Raw genomic sequence first — 15,578 nt, 5'->3', positions numbered from 1 at the left:
GTGAATCCCGGATGCCGCCTCGCGCGGTGCTAGCCTCACGCCATGTCGCGCGTCTCCGGCGCGGTCGGTCGGGTGCGCGGGTCCGCGCTCGGGGTGACCGCGGGACTCATCGGGTGGTTCGTGCTGGTCGAGCTCGCCAGCGGCATCCTGCAGGGGTACTACGTGCCGCTGCTGCCCGACATCGTCGTGCACCTGGGCATCCGCGACGCCGACGTCAACTGGTTCGAAGCGGCACAGCTGCTGCTCTCCGCCCTCGTCCTCCCCGTGCTGGCGAAGCTCGGCGACGTCTTCGGCCACAAGAAGATCCTGCTGGCCTCCGCCCTGGCGACCGCGGCGGCGAGCTGGTGGCTGGTGTTCGCCGACACGTTCCCCGCGTTCCTCCTCGCGTGGGCCCTGCAGGGCTTCTACGTCGTATGGCTGCCGCTGGAGATCGCGCTCATCTTCGATCGCGGACGCCGGCAGAGCCGCGGTGTCTCGCAGACGCGGCGTGCGGCGGGCCTGTTGGTCGTGGGGCTCCAGGCCGGAGCCATCATCGGCGCCCTCGCCGCCGGACGCTTGTTCGCCGCGACCGGCGGCGATCTGCGCCTCGCCCTCACGGTCCCGGCGATCGCCGTTACCCTCGTGTGCGTCGTCATCTGGCTCGGCGTCCCCGAATCGGAACGGATGCCGGGGCGTCGCCGCCTCGACATCGGCGGGTTCGTGATGCTCGCCGCCGCCCTGCTGTGCCTCACCGGCGCACTGTCGTTCGTGCGCCTGCCCGCGGGCCCGGGGCCGGCGGTGATCGTCCCGCTCCTCGTACTCGGGGTGGTCTTGCTCGTCGTGTTCGCGCGGTACGAGCTCGGCCGCCCCGATCCCGCGGTCGACATCCGCGTGCTCCGCCGCCCCGAGATGTGGCCCGTGCAGGCCACGTCGTTCCTCGTCGGCATCAGCCTGCTCGGCGCACAGGGACCGCTGGCCACGTACGCCGGCACGGATCGCGCCCTCGGCTACGGACTCGGACTGGATGCCACGGACCGCTCGAACGTCATAGGCGTGTACCTCGTGTCGCTCATCGTCGGGGCGGTGCTGTTCGCGGTCACCTCCCGCCGGGCGAGCCCGCGCGTCGTCCTCATCGGCGCCGCGGTGCTCGTCGGCCTCGGATACGCCCTGCTCCTGCCCCTCCACGTCGAGCTGTGGCAGGTGCTGCTGTGTCTGGCGATCGCGGGCCTCGGCTCGGGGGCGCTCGTCGCGGCGATGCCGGCGGCAGCCGCGGCGGCGGCTCCGCGCGGGCAGACGGGCGTGGCATCCGCCCTCACCAACACCACGAAGACCGTCGGAGGGACGATGTCGTCGGCGGTGTTCGGCGTCGTCCTCGCCGGGGGCGCGGGAGCCGCGGTGGCGGCGACGGCCGCGCCGCTGGCGGGATACCTGACCGTGTGGGGAATCTGCGCGGCCGGCGGATTCGTCGCCGCGATCCTGCTGCTGTTCGTCCCGAAGGTCGCGTTCGCCGACAGTGCGGAGGGCGAGGCCGCCGCGGGGGCGGCGCGCGGCGAGGTCGCCTGAGCGCTCGGGGTCAGCGCACCCGCAGCGGACCGCGCGCCAGCAGGTGCTGCGCGGACTGCGCGACCGGGCGCATCGTCACGAGGTCGAGGTTGACGTGTCCGGGCGCCTCGAGCGCGTAGGCGATGACGTCGGCGACGTCCACGGCCACGAGCGGGGCTTCGACGCCTTCGTACAGCTTGTCGGCCCCCGCCTGGTCGCCGCCCAGGCGGTTGACGGTGAACTCCTCGGTGCGCACCATGCCCGGCGCGATCTCGATGACCCGCAACGGTTCGCCGTTCAGCTCCTGCCGGAGCGCGCCGACGAGCATCGACTCCCCCGCCTTCGCGGCGTTGTAGCCCGCTCCGCCGGGGTAGGCGGTCTGCGCGGCCGTGGAGGTGACGAACAGCAGGTCGGCGTGTCCGTCCCGCTCGGCCGCGCGCCGCAGGAGCGGGAGCAGGGATGCCACGAGCCGCTGCGACGACAACACGTTGGCCTCGAACATCCACCGCCAATCCTCGGGGTCGCCGTCTTCGACGCGGTCCGCGCCGCGCGCCCCGCCGGCGACGTGCACGAGGGCGTCGACACCGCCGGTCTCGTCGAGCCACGCGGCGAGCGTGGCGACCGCGTCACCGTCGGTGAGGTCGGCCACGTGGGCGACGATCCCCGTCTCGGCCTCGAGCGCGGTCAGGCGCTCGGCACGACGTGCCACCCCCACGACGTCCCACCCGCGGGCGCGCAGCTCCCGCGCGGTCGCCTCGCCGATCCCCGAACTGGCCCCGGTCACCACTGCGCGTCGCGTCATGGCATCCACGCTACCCGCGGCCGGCGACACGGAGTCGCCGCGAACGTTACGGCGCGTGTCCGCCCCTGTTGTCGGTGTCGGCGGCTCTCTCTACGCTCTCAGCAGGCCGTGGCATCCGTCGTCGGCCCCCGAGATTTCCGAAGGAGAAGCCGTGTCCGCACCCGAGAACTGGCGTTTCGAGACCAAGCAGATCCACACGGGTGCCCAGCCCGACCCTGTGACCAAGGCCCGCGCCACTCCGATCTACCAGACGACGTCGTACGTGTTCGACAACGCCGACCACGCCGCGAACCTCTTCGCGCTGGCGGAGTTCGGCAACATCTACACCCGCATCCAGAACCCCACCCAGGACGTCGTCGAGCAGCGCATCGCCGCGCTGGAGGGGGGCACCGGCGCCCTCCTGGTCGCGAGCGGCCAGGCGGCCGAGACGTTCGCCGTGCTCAACATCGCGCAAGCCGGCGACCACATCGTCTCGTCGAGCTCGATCTACGGCGGCACGTACAACCTCTTCAAGTACACCCTCGCCAAGCTCGGCATCGAGACGACCTTCGTCGAGAACCAGGACGACTCCGAGGAGTGGCGCGCGGCGGTCCGCCCGAACACGAAGCTCTTCTTCGCCGAGACGATCGGCAACCCGAAGATCAACGTGCTCGACATCCGCACGGTCGCCGACGTCGCCCACGAGAGCGGCGTCCCGCTCATCGTCGACAACACGATCGCGACGCCGTACCTCATCCGTCCGTTCGAGCACGGCGCCGACATCGTCGTGCACTCCGCGACGAAGTTCATCGGCGGCCACGGCACCACGATCGGCGGCGTCATCGTCGACGGCGGAACCTTCGCCTGGTCGCAGAACGTCGAGAAGTTCCCCGGTCTCACCGAGCCCGACCCCTCGTACCACGGTGCGAGCTACACCACCGCGGTCGGCGACGGCCTCGCGTACATCATCAAGGCCCGCGTGCAGCTGCTGCGCGACCTCGGCGCCTCGATCGCTCCGCACAGCGCGTGGCTGCTCATCCAGGGCCTCGAAACCTTGTCGCTGCGCATCGAGCGCCACGTGCAGAACGCGCAGGAGATCGCCGAGTGGCTCGAGAGCCACGACGACGTCGCGAGCGTGAACTACTCGGGTCTGCCCACGTCGCCCTGGTACGCCGCCGCCAACAACTACGCACCCAAGGGCGTCGGCGCGGTGCTGTCGTTCGAGCTCAAGGGCGGTGTCGAGGCGGGCCGCGAGTTCGTCAACTCGCTGGAGCTGTTCAGCCACCTCGCCAACATCGGCGACGTGCGCTCGCTCGTCATCCACCCGGCCTCCACGACGCACTCGCAGCTCACCCCCGAGCAGCAGCTGACCTCGGGGGTCACCCCGGGTCTCGTGCGCCTGTCGGTCGGTCTCGAGAACATCGCCGACCTGAAGGCCGACCTCGACCAGGCCCTCGCCGCCGCGCGGCGCCTGTCGGAGGCCGCGCGCGCCTGACGCGTCCCCTCGACGCCCCGATCCGGTCCACCGGGTCGGGGCGTCGTCGCGTGTGGCCCCGCCCGCGCGTCACGCGCCCTCCGACGCCGCACGATGGTCCCCGGGCCGCCCCGTGGCCCGCGCCCTCCCCGGCCTCGGTCCCGGCCGCACACCGGGAGGAGATTCGGCGGAGGGAGGACCCCGCACGGGCGAGGCATCCTCCGCTCCGCGGATCTCCTCCGCCCCGCGCGGACGCAGGCCCGGACGGGGGCTGGACAAGCGCGTAACAGTCGGTACGCACCCCGCGCGAGCCGGGAGAATGGATGCCATGGACTGGCAGATCTCCGAAGACACGGTGCCCTCGGCGCCGATCACGGAGGCCGACGCGCGGTCCCTGCTCGGGCGCCCGCCGGCCACCGGCGCGTGGCGCGACGGCGATCCCGCGGGCGATCGGCGTTTCGCGGCGTTCGGGGAGTTCCGCACCGAGAACGGTGAGAGCCTGCCGGGCTTCCGCCTCGCGTACGAGACCTGGGGCGAACTCTCCCCCGCCCGCGACAACGCCGTCCTGATCCCCCACGCGCTGACCGGCGACAGCCACGTCCGCGGGGCCGCGGGTCCCGGTCACCCCACCGCGGGCTGGTGGGGCGATCTCGTGGGCCCGGGCGCCGCCATCGACACCGACCGCTGGTTCGTCGTGGCTCCGAACGTGCTGGGTGGATGCCAGGGCTCGACGGGACCGGCCAGCATCGCCCCCGACGGGTACGAGTGGGCCTCGCGCTTCCCGTACCTCACGATCCGCGACCAGGTGGGGGCGCAGGCTCTCCTGGCCGACGCGCTCGGCATCGATCGCTGGTCGGCGGTGATCGGCGGTTCGATGGGGGGCATGCACGCGCTGGAGTGGGCGGTGGGGCTCCCCGACCGGGTCGAGCGCGCCGCCATCCTCTCGGCCCCGCCGGTCACGACCGCCGACCAGATCGCCCTGAACACGGTGCAGGTCGACACGATCCGGATGGACCCCCGATTCGCGAGCGGCGAGTTCTACGACGCGGGCGACGGCGACGGGCCCCACCGGGGACTCGCCCTGGCCCGGCGCATGGCACTGCTGAACTACCGCAGCCCCACCGAGCTCAACCAGCGCTTCCAGCGGTCGTGGCAGTCGGGCGTCAGCCCCCTGGGCCACGGCGGACGCTTCGCGGTGGAGTCCTACCTCGACTTCCACGGCAACAAGTTCACGCGACGGTTCGACGCCAACAGCTACCTCACCCTGGTCGAGGCGATGAACTCGCACGACGTCGGCCGCGACCGCGAGGGGGTCGAGGACGCCCTGCGGCGCGTCACCGCGACGACCCTCGTGCTCGGCGTCGACACCGACCGCCTCTTCCCGGTGGACGGGCAGCACCGCATCGCCCGCGGCATCCCGAACACCCTCGATGGGGATCAGGCGGTCGTGCTCTCGAGCGACTTCGGCCACGACGGCTTCCTCATCGAGACCGCCGCCGTCGACCACCACCTGCGGCGGCTCTTCGCGGCCTGAGCCCGGATGCCGCCGGCAGCGGCACCGCGAGTCAGCCCTGCGTCGGGATCGAGCCGGTGATCGCGGTCTGCGCGGCCTCGGCGGCCGGCATCCGGTGCGCGGGGTGACGCCCACTGCGGTCTTCGACGCGGAACGAGATCACGGCCACGATCAATCCGCCCAGCGCCAGCGCGCCCCCCACCCAGGCGGGGGCGACGAGGCCGAGTCCCGCGGCGATGACGAGCCCGCCGAGGAACGCGCCGAGGCTGTTGCCGATGTTCAGCGCGGAGTGGTTCAACGCCGCCGCGATGGACTGGTTGTCCTCGGCCACGTCCATGAGCCGTGTCTGGATCGAGGGGCTGAGCGCCGAACCGAAGAACGCGACGAGGAACGCGAAGAGGACGAGGCTCACGATCCACCCCGCCGTGAGGGCGAGTCCCACCGAGGCCAGGCCCAGCGCGATGAGTCCGGCGAACAGCCAGAACCGGAGATCCTTGTCGGCCAGGGCGCCCCCGACGATGTTGCCGATCGTCATCCCGACGCCCACGAGCACGAGGACGACCGAGACCGCCCACTCCGGCTGACCCGCCACGTCGGTGACCATGGGCGCGATGTAGCTGTACATCGCGAAGAAGCCGCCGAACCCGACCGCGCCGATGCCGAGCGCGAACCACACCTGCCCGAGACGGAACACGCGCAACTCGTCGCGCAATCGCCGCCCCGGCATCCCCGGGTGGGCCGGCACGAAGAACGCGATGCAGATCGTCGCGAGCAGGAAGATCGCCGCGACCACCGCGAACGCCGCACGCCAGCCGACCTGCTGTCCGAGGAGGGTCCCCAGGGGAACGCCGACCACGTTCGCGATCGTGAGCCCGGTGAGGACGAAGGCGACGCCCTTCGCGCGATTACCGGGCCCGAGGGCGTCGGCGGCCACGAGCGCACCGATGCCGAAGTACGCGCCGTGCGGGAGGCCGGCGAGGAAGCGGGAGGCCGCGACGAGTTCGAACGTGGGCGCGATCACGGTCAGCACGGTGAAGAAGGTCAGCGCCGCGGCGAGCGCGATCATCACGCGATGCCGGGGGAATCGCGCCACCGACCCCGCGATCGTCGGCGCTCCGACGACCACGCCGAGCGCGTACAGCGACACGAGCCAGCCCGCCTGGGCGATCGCGTCGTCGGGAGAGGCCGCCCATGCGGAGGGGGCGAGATCGCGCGCGATGTTGGGGAGCAGCCCCATCACCACGAACTCGGTCATGCCGATACCGAAGCTGCCGATGGCGAGAGAGAGGAGCGCCCGCGTCGCCGCACCCCTCGAGGTCGTCTGAGAGGTCACTCGCCGATGGTAGTCCGCGGCGGCGCGCGGTGTCGAATCGTTTCGGCGCGGTGCGTGCCCGCGCGGGCCGCCGGAGTCAGGACGCGTCGTCGATCGCGCGCTCGAGCCGCTCGATCTTGCCGTCGATCTCGCCCGTGCGCCCCGGGCGGATGTCGGCCTTGAGCACGAGCGAGACGCGCGAGCCGTAGGGCATCACGGCATCCGTCGCCCGCTTGACGACGTCGAACACCTCGTCCCACTCGCCCTCGACCTCGGTGAACATCGAGGTCGTCCGGTGGGGCAGGCCCGAGGCGCGGACCACGGCGACCGCGGCGGCCACGGCGTCGTGCACGGACCCGTCGGCATTCTCCGCCGCAGCGGTACCGACACCGGACGGGGCGACCGAGAACGCGATGAGCATGACTCGAGGCTACTTCGCCGCGACGCGGGCGGGAACGGGGCGGCGCCCGAGCACCCAGTCGCGCAGGGAGGCCGGGTGCGGGACGCGACCGGTGGCCACCCGCACGACCCGGACGATCGCCCACACCATGAGCACGAGCGCGAGGAGGTTGCGCAGCTCCAGCAGGATCACCGGGAACGGCGCCGGGTGCGTGGCCATGAGCCCGTCGTACACGAGCGGGTACACCCACTGCGTGAGACCGCAGATCGCCAGCGTCATCGCGGCGAAGCCGTACCACCGGCGACGGTCGAGCATGAGGCCCAGCACGACCGGTGCGAACAGCCAGACGTAGTACTGCGGCGAACCGACCTTGTTCAGGGCGATGAACGCCGCCACCAGCGCGAGCGAGAGCGGCGGGAACACGCTGAGGAACGTCGCACCGCGCCACATCTTCTGCGCCCCGATGACCGCCACGGCGGCCATCACGAGCAGCATGAGCGGGGTCATGACCGCGATCACGATGTCGGAACCCGGGCCCGAAACCTGGAAGGTGAGCACCCCGCCGTCGTAGTAGACCTCGGAGCCGGGGACGTAGAACGACGCCAGGAACATGTACAGCCCGCCGACGGGGGCCTCCATCTGGATGCCGCGGGAGGTCTGGTCGCCCACGAACCCGAACACGTAGGGCGCACCGCCCAGAGCCACGACCGGGATGATCGTCGCCAGCGAGACCGCGACGGCACCCCAGATCAGGGCGAGGCGGCGACGCACCGCCACGAAGCCTGCGGCCAGGATCGCCGCGGGCCACACCTTCATCCACACCGCGATCGACAGCAGGACGGAGGCCAGGAACGGCCGCCGGACGAGCCAGATGCTGCCGAGGATCGCCAGGGGGACGGTGATGCCGTCGATCCGGTACAGCCCCACCGGGCCGACCAGCAGGATGGCGGCGAGCCAGAACCAGGCGGCGAGCACCCGACCGCGCGAGCGGCCGCGGCCGACGAGGATCACGAAGGCGACGAGGTTGAACAGCGACACCGTGATCGCCCACGCCGGCGTGTATCCCACGGCCCAGGCGAACAGCCACGCGAACGTCATCGGCAGGAACGCGAGCTGCGGGTAGATCCACTTCTCGGTGATGCCGGGCCATTCCCACATGTCCGAGCGCGTGCAGGAGGTGACGTCGATCCCCCCGAAGAGCGCGCAGCGCGACCACGGTTCGTACACCAGATACACGTCACCCATGGGTTCGTTGGGCTGCTGATAGCCCAGGATCCCCACCGTGACGTGAACGGCGACGAACGCCAGCAACAGAACGACGACACGCCTCACCACCGGATCATCCTAAGCGGGCGGGCTCCGGCGCCCCCGACGGACGGATGCCGCCCACCGCGCGACGCCGCGGCCCGCGGCGTCCTCCGCCGGGCAACCGTTATGCGATCGAGTCCGTCACTCGGTGCCGAGGAGCGCGGCGACGACCGGCGGCAGCGCCTCCGCCACGTCGAACGCCGTGATCGGGCCGCCGCCTCCCCCGTGCCGCGCGGCGGCGGCGGTACCGGCCGTTCCGTGCAGCCACGCCGCCGTCGCCGCACACGCGGCGAGGTCGTCCGGCGCGGTGCGACCGTCCGCGACCGCGGCGGCCACGACGGCGCCGAGCACGCCCGCCAGAACGTCGCCCGTTCCGGCCGTCGCGAGCCAGGGCGTCCCGGTGCGCACACGCTGTACCCACCCGCCGGGCGCCGCGACGACCGTCACCGCACCCTTGGACAACACGACCCCGCCGAGGCGGTCCGCCGTCTCGCGAGCGAGGGCTTCACGGGCGTCGTCGTCCGCCGCCGTCCGGGCCTCGAGCCCGAGGGCCTCCCGCAACCGCGCCAGCTCTCGGGCGTGCGGTGTGACGATCACCGGCGCGGAGGCCGACGCCACCAGGTCGAGCGCGCCCGCGTCCGCGACGACGGGTTCCGAGCCCGCGAGGATGCCGCGCAGCGCCGCCGTCTCGGAAGCGTCGCGCTCGGCGGCATCCGTTCCCGACCCGATGACCCACGCCTGCACGCGACCGTCGGCGGTCACGGTCTCGGGGCGTCGCTGCAGCACGAAGTCCTGGGCGCGCGCCGGACCGAGGTACCGCACCATCCCGGTTCCCGTGCGCCACGCGGCCTCGACTCCCAGAACCGCGGCACCGGGATACCGCGCGGATCCCGTCCGCATGCCCACGACCCCGCGGGAATACTTGTCGTCGTCGCCGGTTGGCTTCCGAAGTGTGCGGGCTGCCTCGAGCCCCGTCCAGTCCCTCGCCGTCATGGCGTCACCCTAGAGCCCGAAGGTCCGATGTGAGCACCCTCTTCACTCCCTTGACCGTCCGCGGTATCGAGATGCGCAATCGCCTGTGGGTCTCGCCGATGTGCCAGTACAGCGCCGTCGACGGCATCCCGAACGACTGGCACCACGTGCACCTCGCGCAGTTCGCCGCGGGAGGGGCGGGCCTCGTCATCGCCGAGGCGACCGCCGTGTCGCCGGAGGGCCGCATCTCCCCCGCCGACGTCGGGCTGTGGAACGAGGCGCAGGTCGAGGCGTGGGCCCCGATCGTCGCCGCGATCCGTGCGCGCGGCGCCGTCGCGGGCGTGCAGCTGGGACACGCGGGACGCAAGGCCTCCACCACCCCGCCGTTCGGCGGCGGTCGCGGCTCGGTCGCACTCGAGGACGGCGGCTGGACGACGGTCGCCCCCTCCGCCCTCGCGTACCCCGGCTTCGCCGAGCCGCGCGCGCTCGACCTCGCCGGAATCGACCGGGTCGTGCAGGACTTCGCCGATGCCGCGCGCCGCGCGATCGCGGCCGGCTTCGAGGTGCTCGAGATCCACGCGGCCCACGGGTACCTGCTGCACCAGTTCCTCTCGCCGCTGAGCAACCACCGCGACGACGAGTACGGCGGCTCGTTCGACGGCCGCGTACGCCTGCTCGAACGTGTCACCGCGGCGGTGCGCGAGGCCGCCCCGGCGGCCGCGGTGTTCGTACGGTTCTCGGGGACGGATGCCGCCGACGGCGGGTGGGACATCGACGACACGGTCCGCGCGGCCGAGCGTGTGGCGTCCCTCGGCGCCGACCTCGTCGACATCTCCAGCGGCGGGCTCGTGCCGCACCAGCACATCGAGACCGGCCCCGGCTACCAGGTCCCGCTCGCCGAGACCGTCCGGCGCGAGACCGGGCTCCTCGTCGCCGCCGTCGGAATGATCGACGACGCCGCGCTCGCCGAGGCCGTCGTCGCCGACGGGCGCGCCGACGCGGTGCTCGCCGCACGCGAGTGGCTGCGCGACCCGCACTACGCCCTCCGCGCCGCGGCCGAACTCGGCGTCGCCGTGCCCGCCCCGCCCCAGTACCTCCGGGCCTACTGAGGTCGCATCCTCTGCGATGCGCACGACCTCAGCCGGGACGCCCCGAGATCAACGGAGGTCGTGCGCATCGCTGAGATCATGCGCGAGCCGGCGCGGACCCGGATGCCACCGCCCGGCCGCCGCGCACCTCACGCGAAGCGGCGGCGGGCCGTGGCATCCTGCACCTCGCCGACCAGCTCTTCGATGACGTCCTCGAGGAACAGCACCGCCCGTACGTCGCCGGCGTCGTCGCGCACCTGCGCGAGGTGGCGGCCCGATCGCCGCATGAGCGCGAGGGCGTCCTCGAGATCGGTGGACTCGAGCACCGACACCATGTGGTGGATGCGCTTGGCCGGGATGGGCCGCGCCATGTCGGCTTCGTCGTCGGGTCCTTCGGCGACGCGGAGGACGTCCTTGAGGTGGACGTACCCGGTCGGGTGTCCGTGCTCGTCGACGATCACATAGCGGGAGTAGCCGTGCCGGGCCACCGCCCGCTCGATCTCGGCGGGAGTCGTGTGCTCGGGCAGCGTCACCAGCTGCGCCATCGGCACCGCGATGTCGGCCGCCTTCTTCTCGGTGAACTCCACCACCGCGGTCACGGTGCCCGCGGCGTCGTCCAACACGCCCTCACGGCGCGACTGGTTCACGATCGTGGCCACCTCGTCGAGCGTGTAGGTCGAGGTCGCTTCGTCCTTGGGTTCGACCCGGAACAGCCGCACCACGTGATTGGCGATCCAGTTCAGCGCGACGATGATCGGGTAGAACGCCTTCGAGACCGCCACCAGCGGCGGCGCGAGCATCAGCACCGCCCGGTCCGGCAGCGAGAACGCGAGGTTCTTCGGCACCATCTCGCCGAAGACGACGTGCAGGTACGACACCAGCAGCAGCGCCACGACGAAACCGGCGATGTCGACGGCGGTCTCGGACAGCCCCGTCAGACCGAGCGGCTCCGCGAGGAGGTGGTGGATCGCCGGCTCCGAGACGTTCAGGATCAGCAGCGAGCAGATCGTGATGCCGAGCTGGCAGGTCGCGAGCATCAGCGTCGCGTGCTCCATGGCGTACAGCGCGGTCTTGGCCGCCCGGGAGCCGCGTTCGGCGAGCGGTTCGACCTGCGAGCGGCGCGCCGAGATGACGGCGAACTCGGATCCGACGAAGAAGGCGTTCGCGATCAGCAGCACCACGAGCCACGCGATTCCGGCCCAGTCGCTCATCGCTGGTCACCTCCTCGAGCCGCACGCACGAGGTCGTCGACTCCTTCTTCGGTGGGGGTCGGGGTGAACTGCACACGGTCGACGCGTCGGCCGTCCATGCGGTGGACGGTCAGGATGCCGTCATCGATGGCGACCGTGTCCCCCACTGCGGGGATGCGCTCGAGCTCGGCCATGAGGAAGCCGCCGACGGTGTCGTAGACCTCTCCCTCGGGCACGCGCACGCCGGCGCGGTCGAGGAGTTCGTCCGGACGCAGGTCGCCGGGGAAGGTGACGGATGCCGCGGAGCGCACGATGCCCGCCCGCGATCGGTCGTGCTCGTCGAGGACCTCGCCGACGATCTCTTCGACGAGGTCCTCCAGAGTCACGACCCCGGCCGTCCCGCCGTACTCGTCCACGACGATCGCCATCTGGTACCCGCGGGACCGCAGCTCGGCCACGAGGGTGTCCAGGTGCACCGTCTCGGGAACGCGCAGCGGCTCGGTCGCGAGGGCGGCGACGGGGACGTCGGCGCGGCGGTCGCGCGGCACGCCCACGGCGGCCTTGAGGTGCACGACCCCGATGATGTCGTCCATTGACTCGTCGTAGACGGGGAAACGGCTGTGGCCCGTGCGCCGGGCGAGCTGGATGACGGCGTCGGTGGGCTCACCGGCGGCGAGCGCGTGCACGCTCGGCCGCGGGGTCATGACATCGGCGGCGCTCAGCCGCGCGAACGTGAGGCTGCGGTCGAGGAGCGAGGCGGTGTCCTGCTCGAGCATGCCGGCGCTCGCGGACCGCTTCACCAGGCTCGACAGCTCTTCGGCGGTGCGCGCTCCGGAGAGCTCTTCCTTCGGCTCGATGCCCGTCGCCCGCAGGACGCCGTTGGCGCTGCCGTTGAGGACGGCGACCGCGGGGCGGAACACCGCGGTGAAGGCGACCTGGAACGGCATCACGAGCTTCGCCGTCTGTCGCGGGATCGCCAGGGCGAAGTTCTTGGGGACGAGCTCGCCGAGGATCATCGACAGCACTGTCGCGAAGCCGACGCCGACGACGGCCGCGAGCGGCACGAGCACGGCTTCGGGCAGCGACCACGCGACGAAGACGGGGCGGAGCAAGTTGGAGATCGCCGGTTCCATCGTGTAACCGGTCAGCAGCGTCGTCAGGGTGATGCCCAGTTGCGCGCTCGAAAGGTGGGTCGAGGTGATGCGCAGGGCATCGATCGTCAGCGACAGCCGGGATTCGCCCGCGGCGCGCCGCGATTCCAAGTCGGCGCGGTCGAGATTGACCAGGGCGAACTCGCTGGCGACGAAGAGTCCCGTCCCGACCGTGAGAAGCAGCCCCACGCCCAGCATGACGTAGTCCATCACGCGTCACCCCCGCTCACGGCGGGAGAGGGTCGTCGGGGCTCGGGTCTACAACTGGGAGGGTCGTCCATCGTGCCCCGATTCTATGGCCTCCCGGCGTCCGCGGCACCGGGCGGGCGGCATCCCGGTCGGACCCCCAGGATGGGGGGATGGATGCCGCCACCTCCTCCCTCCAGCGAAAGGCCGCCGCCGCGGAAGACGCCGTGCTCGCCGCGTACCTCCGCCGCTACGGACCGGTCGCATGGGCGCACGCCGCGACCACCGGAGACGGCGCAAGGACGTGGCACTACTGGTGGCACGCCCACCTCGTGCACGCGCTGTGCGAAGCCGAGCGGCACCGGCCCACCGCCGCGCGTCGTCGTCTCATCGGTGACCTGCTGCGCGGAATCACGGTCCGCACCGCGGGCACCTGGATCACCCCCTACTACGACGACATCGCGTGGATGGCGCTCGCCCTGGCCGAGGCGCGCCCGCACGGCCACGCGCGCGCCCGCATCGCACGAGTCCTGGAGCGCGCGATCGATCCGGCCGTGGGCGCCCTCCCCTGGCGCACCGGCAGCGTGCTCTACAACGCCCCCGCCAACGGACCGGCGGCGATGGTCCTCGCCCCCAGCCGCCACCGTCGGAGCGCGCTGCAGCTGAACGAGTGGATGGCCACGACCCTCGACGAGCCGGGCACCGGACTGGTGCGGGACGGCATCGAGCACGGGGTGGTGCGGTCCGAGCTGTGGACCTACAACCAGGGCGTGGCGATCGGTGCCGCCGTCGCCCTCGGCGACCGACCGCGGGCCGCCGCTGTGGTGCGGGCCGTCGAGCGCTGGTGCGCCGCGGACGACGGCCTGTTCCCCGCGGCCGGGGGAGGCGACGGAGGGCTGTTCGCCGGCATCCTGGCTCGCTATCTCGCCGTCGCGGCGACGCGCCTGGACGAAGAGGATGCCGCCCGCGCCCGGCGACTGGTGAGTCGCAATGCCGAGACCCTCTGGGAGGGGCGTCGCGGCGGGCGTTTCGCGGCCGACCCCCGCCGACCGGCGAGAGCCGAGGGCGACGACCTCGACCTGTCGGTCCAGCTCGGCGCGTGGATCACGCTCGAGGCCGACGTGACGGCGGCCGACGCGGTCACCAGCTGACCGGAAGCGCCTTGCCCTCCTCGTAGCCCGCGGCCGACTGCAGCCCGACGCGAGCCCGCTCGTGGAACTGCGGCACTGTGGCGGCTCCGGCGTACGTGAACGAGGACCGCACGCCCGACGTGATCATGTCGAGCAGGTCTTCGACGCCCGGACGCTGGGGGTCGAGGTAGATCCGCGACGACGAGATCCCCTCGGCGAAGAGCTCCTTGCGTGCGCGCTCGAACGCGTCCAGCCCCTGGAATCGCCCCTGCACCGCCTTCGTGGAGGCCATCCCCCACGACTCTTTGTAGATCCGGCCGTCGTCGTCCGTGCGCAGACGCCCGGGCGACTCGATCGTGCCCGCGAACCACGAGCCGATCATGACCGACGCCGCCCCCGCGGCCAGAGCCAGGGCCACGTCGCGCGGGTAGCGCACGCCGCCGTCGGCCCACACGTGCGCTCCGGCGGCCCGGGCGGCCTCGGCCGTCTCGAGCACCGCCGAGAACTGCGGACGGCCGACCGCGGTCATCATGCGCGTGGTGCACATCGCTCCGGGGCCGACGCCGACCTTGAGGATCGAGGCGCCCGCTCGCGTCAGATCGCGCACGCCGTCGGCGGTGACGACGTTGCCCGCCGCGATCGGGATGCCGAGCTCCAGCGCCGCGACCTCGCGGAGCGCGCGCAGCATCTGCTCCTGATGACCGTGGGCGGTGTCGACCACGAGGACGTCGACGCCGGCAGCGGCGAGCGCCCGCGCCTTGCCCGCGACGTCGCCGTTGATCCCGACGGCCGCGGCGACGATCAGGCGACCGTCGGCGTCCACACCGGGGCGGTACACCGAGTCGCGCAGCGCGCTCCGCGCCGACAGCGTCCCGACGATGCGGTCCCCGTCCACGACCGCCACGATGTCCGCCGACCCGACGAGCTCGAACACCTCGTGCGGATCCCCGATGCGGGAGACCTCCACCAGCGGGGCGTCGGTGCGGGCGATGTCGCCCAGGGTGGCATCCGGGAGCGCGGTCGCCAGGCGCGGGGCGGGCACGATCCCGCGAAAGCCGTCGAGCCCGACGGTGCCGTCCGCGCGCTGCTCGGCGACGACGATCCCCCGTCCGGCCACGGCCGGCAGGACGAGCCGCGCGTCGGCGACGGTCGCGGACGGCGGGAACACCAGGGCCGCGTCCCACGCGGCCGGTTGCGCCTTGACCCACTGCACCGCCTCGACCAACCGGGGCAGGGACATGTCCTGCGGCAGCACGCCGAGTCCGCCCCGCCGGGCGAGCGTCGCCGCCAGCCGCGGGCCGGTGACCGAGTTCATGTTGGCCGAGACGAGCGGAAGCGTCGCACCGCTGCCGTCGCCGGGAGCCAGATCGACCCCGAGCCGGCTGCCGACGTCGGAATGACGCGGGACGAGGAAGACATCCGAGTAGGTCAGATCGACATCGGGCTGTGCACCGGAGAACTCCATGGCATCCACCTCACCACATCCGAAGTCCCACAAGAGCCCGGAGCGCCGCCAGGAACCTCGGCTAGGCTGGAGCGAGTGCGCAACGAG

The 15,578-nt window shown here is 72.3% G+C and carries 13 protein-coding genes; 5 read left to right on the top strand and 8 right to left on the bottom strand.

From position 1 onward, the window contains the following. The first annotated feature begins 42 nt into the window (after window positions 1-42). Window positions 43-1,542: an MFS transporter gene (locus AC3E6M_RS16110; protein ID WP_171024200.1), complete on the top strand. Its 1,500-nt coding sequence runs from the start codon at window positions 43-45 to the stop codon at window positions 1,540-1,542. A 10-nt stretch (window positions 1,543-1,552) separates the two neighbouring features. Here the strand turns inward: AC3E6M_RS16110 and AC3E6M_RS16105 are convergent, their stop codons facing one another. Next, window positions 1,553-2,323 (bottom strand): SDR family oxidoreductase, encoded by a 771-nt coding sequence (locus AC3E6M_RS16105; protein ID WP_490530505.1) that lies wholly within the window; start codon window positions 2,321-2,323, stop codon window positions 1,553-1,555. A 151-nt stretch (window positions 2,324-2,474) separates the two neighbouring features. Between AC3E6M_RS16105 and AC3E6M_RS16100 the strand changes: the two genes are divergently transcribed. Continuing rightward, a complete protein-coding gene (locus AC3E6M_RS16100; protein WP_490530504.1) occupies window positions 2,475-3,797 on the top strand; it encodes a bifunctional o-acetylhomoserine/o-acetylserine sulfhydrylase in 1,323 nt (440 codons plus the stop codon). Between the two features lie 307 nt (window positions 3,798-4,104). Continuing rightward, complete coding sequence (metX, locus tag AC3E6M_RS16095) at window positions 4,105-5,310, top strand: homoserine O-acetyltransferase MetX (protein WP_138173305.1); 1,206 nt, start codon at window positions 4,105-4,107, stop codon at window positions 5,308-5,310. Between the two features lie 31 nt (window positions 5,311-5,341). Here metX and AC3E6M_RS16090 read toward each other — a convergent pair whose 3' ends face one another. From AC3E6M_RS16090 to AC3E6M_RS16075, 4 genes are all read right to left on the bottom strand, one after another. Beyond that, complete coding sequence (locus AC3E6M_RS16090) at window positions 5,342-6,544, bottom strand: MFS transporter (RefSeq protein ID WP_394529714.1); 1,203 nt, start codon at window positions 6,542-6,544, stop codon at window positions 5,342-5,344. A gap of 154 nt (window positions 6,545-6,698) precedes the next feature. Further along, entirely contained in the window at window positions 6,699-7,022 is a 324-nt protein-coding gene (locus AC3E6M_RS16085) for a thiamine-binding protein (protein WP_138173309.1), read from the bottom strand. Between the two features lie 9 nt (window positions 7,023-7,031). Beyond that, window positions 7,032-8,336 carry a glycosyltransferase family 87 protein gene (locus AC3E6M_RS16080; RefSeq protein WP_171024202.1) on the bottom strand — a complete coding sequence of 435 codons (1,305 nt, stop codon included), beginning with the start codon at window positions 8,334-8,336 and terminating at the stop codon, window positions 7,032-7,034. A 114-nt stretch (window positions 8,337-8,450) separates the two neighbouring features. After that, window positions 8,451-9,302 (bottom strand): ADP-dependent NAD(P)H-hydrate dehydratase, encoded by an 852-nt coding sequence (locus AC3E6M_RS16075; RefSeq protein ID WP_490530503.1) that lies wholly within the window; start codon window positions 9,300-9,302, stop codon window positions 8,451-8,453. Between the two features lie 29 nt (window positions 9,303-9,331). Between AC3E6M_RS16075 and AC3E6M_RS16070 the strand changes: the two genes are divergently transcribed. Beyond that, window positions 9,332-10,390 carry an NADH:flavin oxidoreductase/NADH oxidase gene (locus tag AC3E6M_RS16070; protein WP_138173313.1) on the top strand — a complete coding sequence of 353 codons (1,059 nt, stop codon included), beginning with the start codon at window positions 9,332-9,334 and terminating at the stop codon, window positions 10,388-10,390. Window positions 10,391-10,518: 128 nt separating this feature from the next. On the opposite strand, the gene AC3E6M_RS16065 is transcribed toward AC3E6M_RS16070, so the two are convergent. Both AC3E6M_RS16065 and AC3E6M_RS16060 read right to left on the bottom strand, forming a co-directional pair. Beyond that, the gene (locus AC3E6M_RS16065) at window positions 10,519-11,580 is read right to left on the bottom strand and encodes a hemolysin family protein (RefSeq protein ID WP_138173315.1); all 1,062 of its coding nucleotides are present in this window, start codon (window positions 11,578-11,580) and stop codon (window positions 10,519-10,521) included. Next, window positions 11,577-12,920 carry a hemolysin family protein gene (locus AC3E6M_RS16060; RefSeq protein ID WP_490530502.1) on the bottom strand — a complete coding sequence of 448 codons (1,344 nt, stop codon included), beginning with the start codon at window positions 12,918-12,920 and terminating at the stop codon, window positions 11,577-11,579. Before AC3E6M_RS16060 ends, AC3E6M_RS16065 begins: the two co-directional genes overlap by 4 nt. Before the next feature lie 149 nt (window positions 12,921-13,069). On the opposite strand from AC3E6M_RS16060, the gene AC3E6M_RS16055 reads away from it, so the two are divergent. Further along, window positions 13,070-14,047 (top strand): glycoside hydrolase family 76 protein, encoded by a 978-nt coding sequence (locus AC3E6M_RS16055; protein WP_490530501.1) that lies wholly within the window; start codon window positions 13,070-13,072, stop codon window positions 14,045-14,047. On the opposite strand, the gene guaB1 is transcribed toward AC3E6M_RS16055, so the two are convergent. Continuing rightward, a complete protein-coding gene (gene guaB1, locus AC3E6M_RS16050; protein ID WP_138173320.1) occupies window positions 14,037-15,491 on the bottom strand; it encodes a GMP reductase in 1,455 nt (484 codons plus the stop codon). The genes AC3E6M_RS16055 and guaB1 overlap by 11 nt on opposite strands. Between the last annotated feature and the right edge of the window lie 87 nt (window positions 15,492-15,578).

The organism is Microbacterium sp. SCPM-O-B-15248 (M128), from assembly GCF_058214835.1.
This window is presented reverse-complemented; position numbering and strand designations above follow the sequence as displayed.

Excerpts from the sequence above, each read along its gene's own strand:
- AC3E6M_RS16110 (WP_171024200.1), top strand. The coding sequence starts at position 43 with ATGTCGCGCGTCTCCGGCGCGGTCGGTCGGGTGCGCGGGTCCGCGCTC.
- AC3E6M_RS16105 (WP_490530505.1), bottom strand. The coding sequence starts at position 2,323 with ATGACGCGACGCGCAGTGGTGACCGGGGCCAGTTCGGGGATCGGCGAG.
- metX (WP_138173305.1), top strand. The coding sequence starts at position 4,105 with ATGGACTGGCAGATCTCCGAAGACACGGTGCCCTCGGCGCCGATCACG.
- AC3E6M_RS16090 (WP_394529714.1), bottom strand. The coding sequence starts at position 6,544 with ATGACCGAGTTCGTGGTGATGGGGCTGCTCCCCAACATCGCGCGCGAT.
- AC3E6M_RS16085 (WP_138173309.1), bottom strand. The coding sequence starts at position 7,022 with ATGCTCATCGCGTTCTCGGTCGCCCCGTCCGGTGTCGGTACCGCTGCG.
- AC3E6M_RS16075 (WP_490530503.1), bottom strand. The coding sequence starts at position 9,302 with ATGACGGCGAGGGACTGGACGGGGCTCGAGGCAGCCCGCACACTTCGG.
- AC3E6M_RS16065 (WP_138173315.1), bottom strand. The coding sequence starts at position 11,580 with ATGAGCGACTGGGCCGGAATCGCGTGGCTCGTGGTGCTGCTGATCGCG.
- AC3E6M_RS16060 (WP_490530502.1), bottom strand. The coding sequence starts at position 12,920 with ATGGACTACGTCATGCTGGGCGTGGGGCTGCTTCTCACGGTCGGGACG.
- AC3E6M_RS16055 (WP_490530501.1), top strand. The coding sequence starts at position 13,070 with ATGGATGCCGCCACCTCCTCCCTCCAGCGAAAGGCCGCCGCCGCGGAA.
- guaB1 (WP_138173320.1), bottom strand. The coding sequence starts at position 15,491 with ATGGAGTTCTCCGGTGCACAGCCCGATGTCGATCTGACCTACTCGGAT.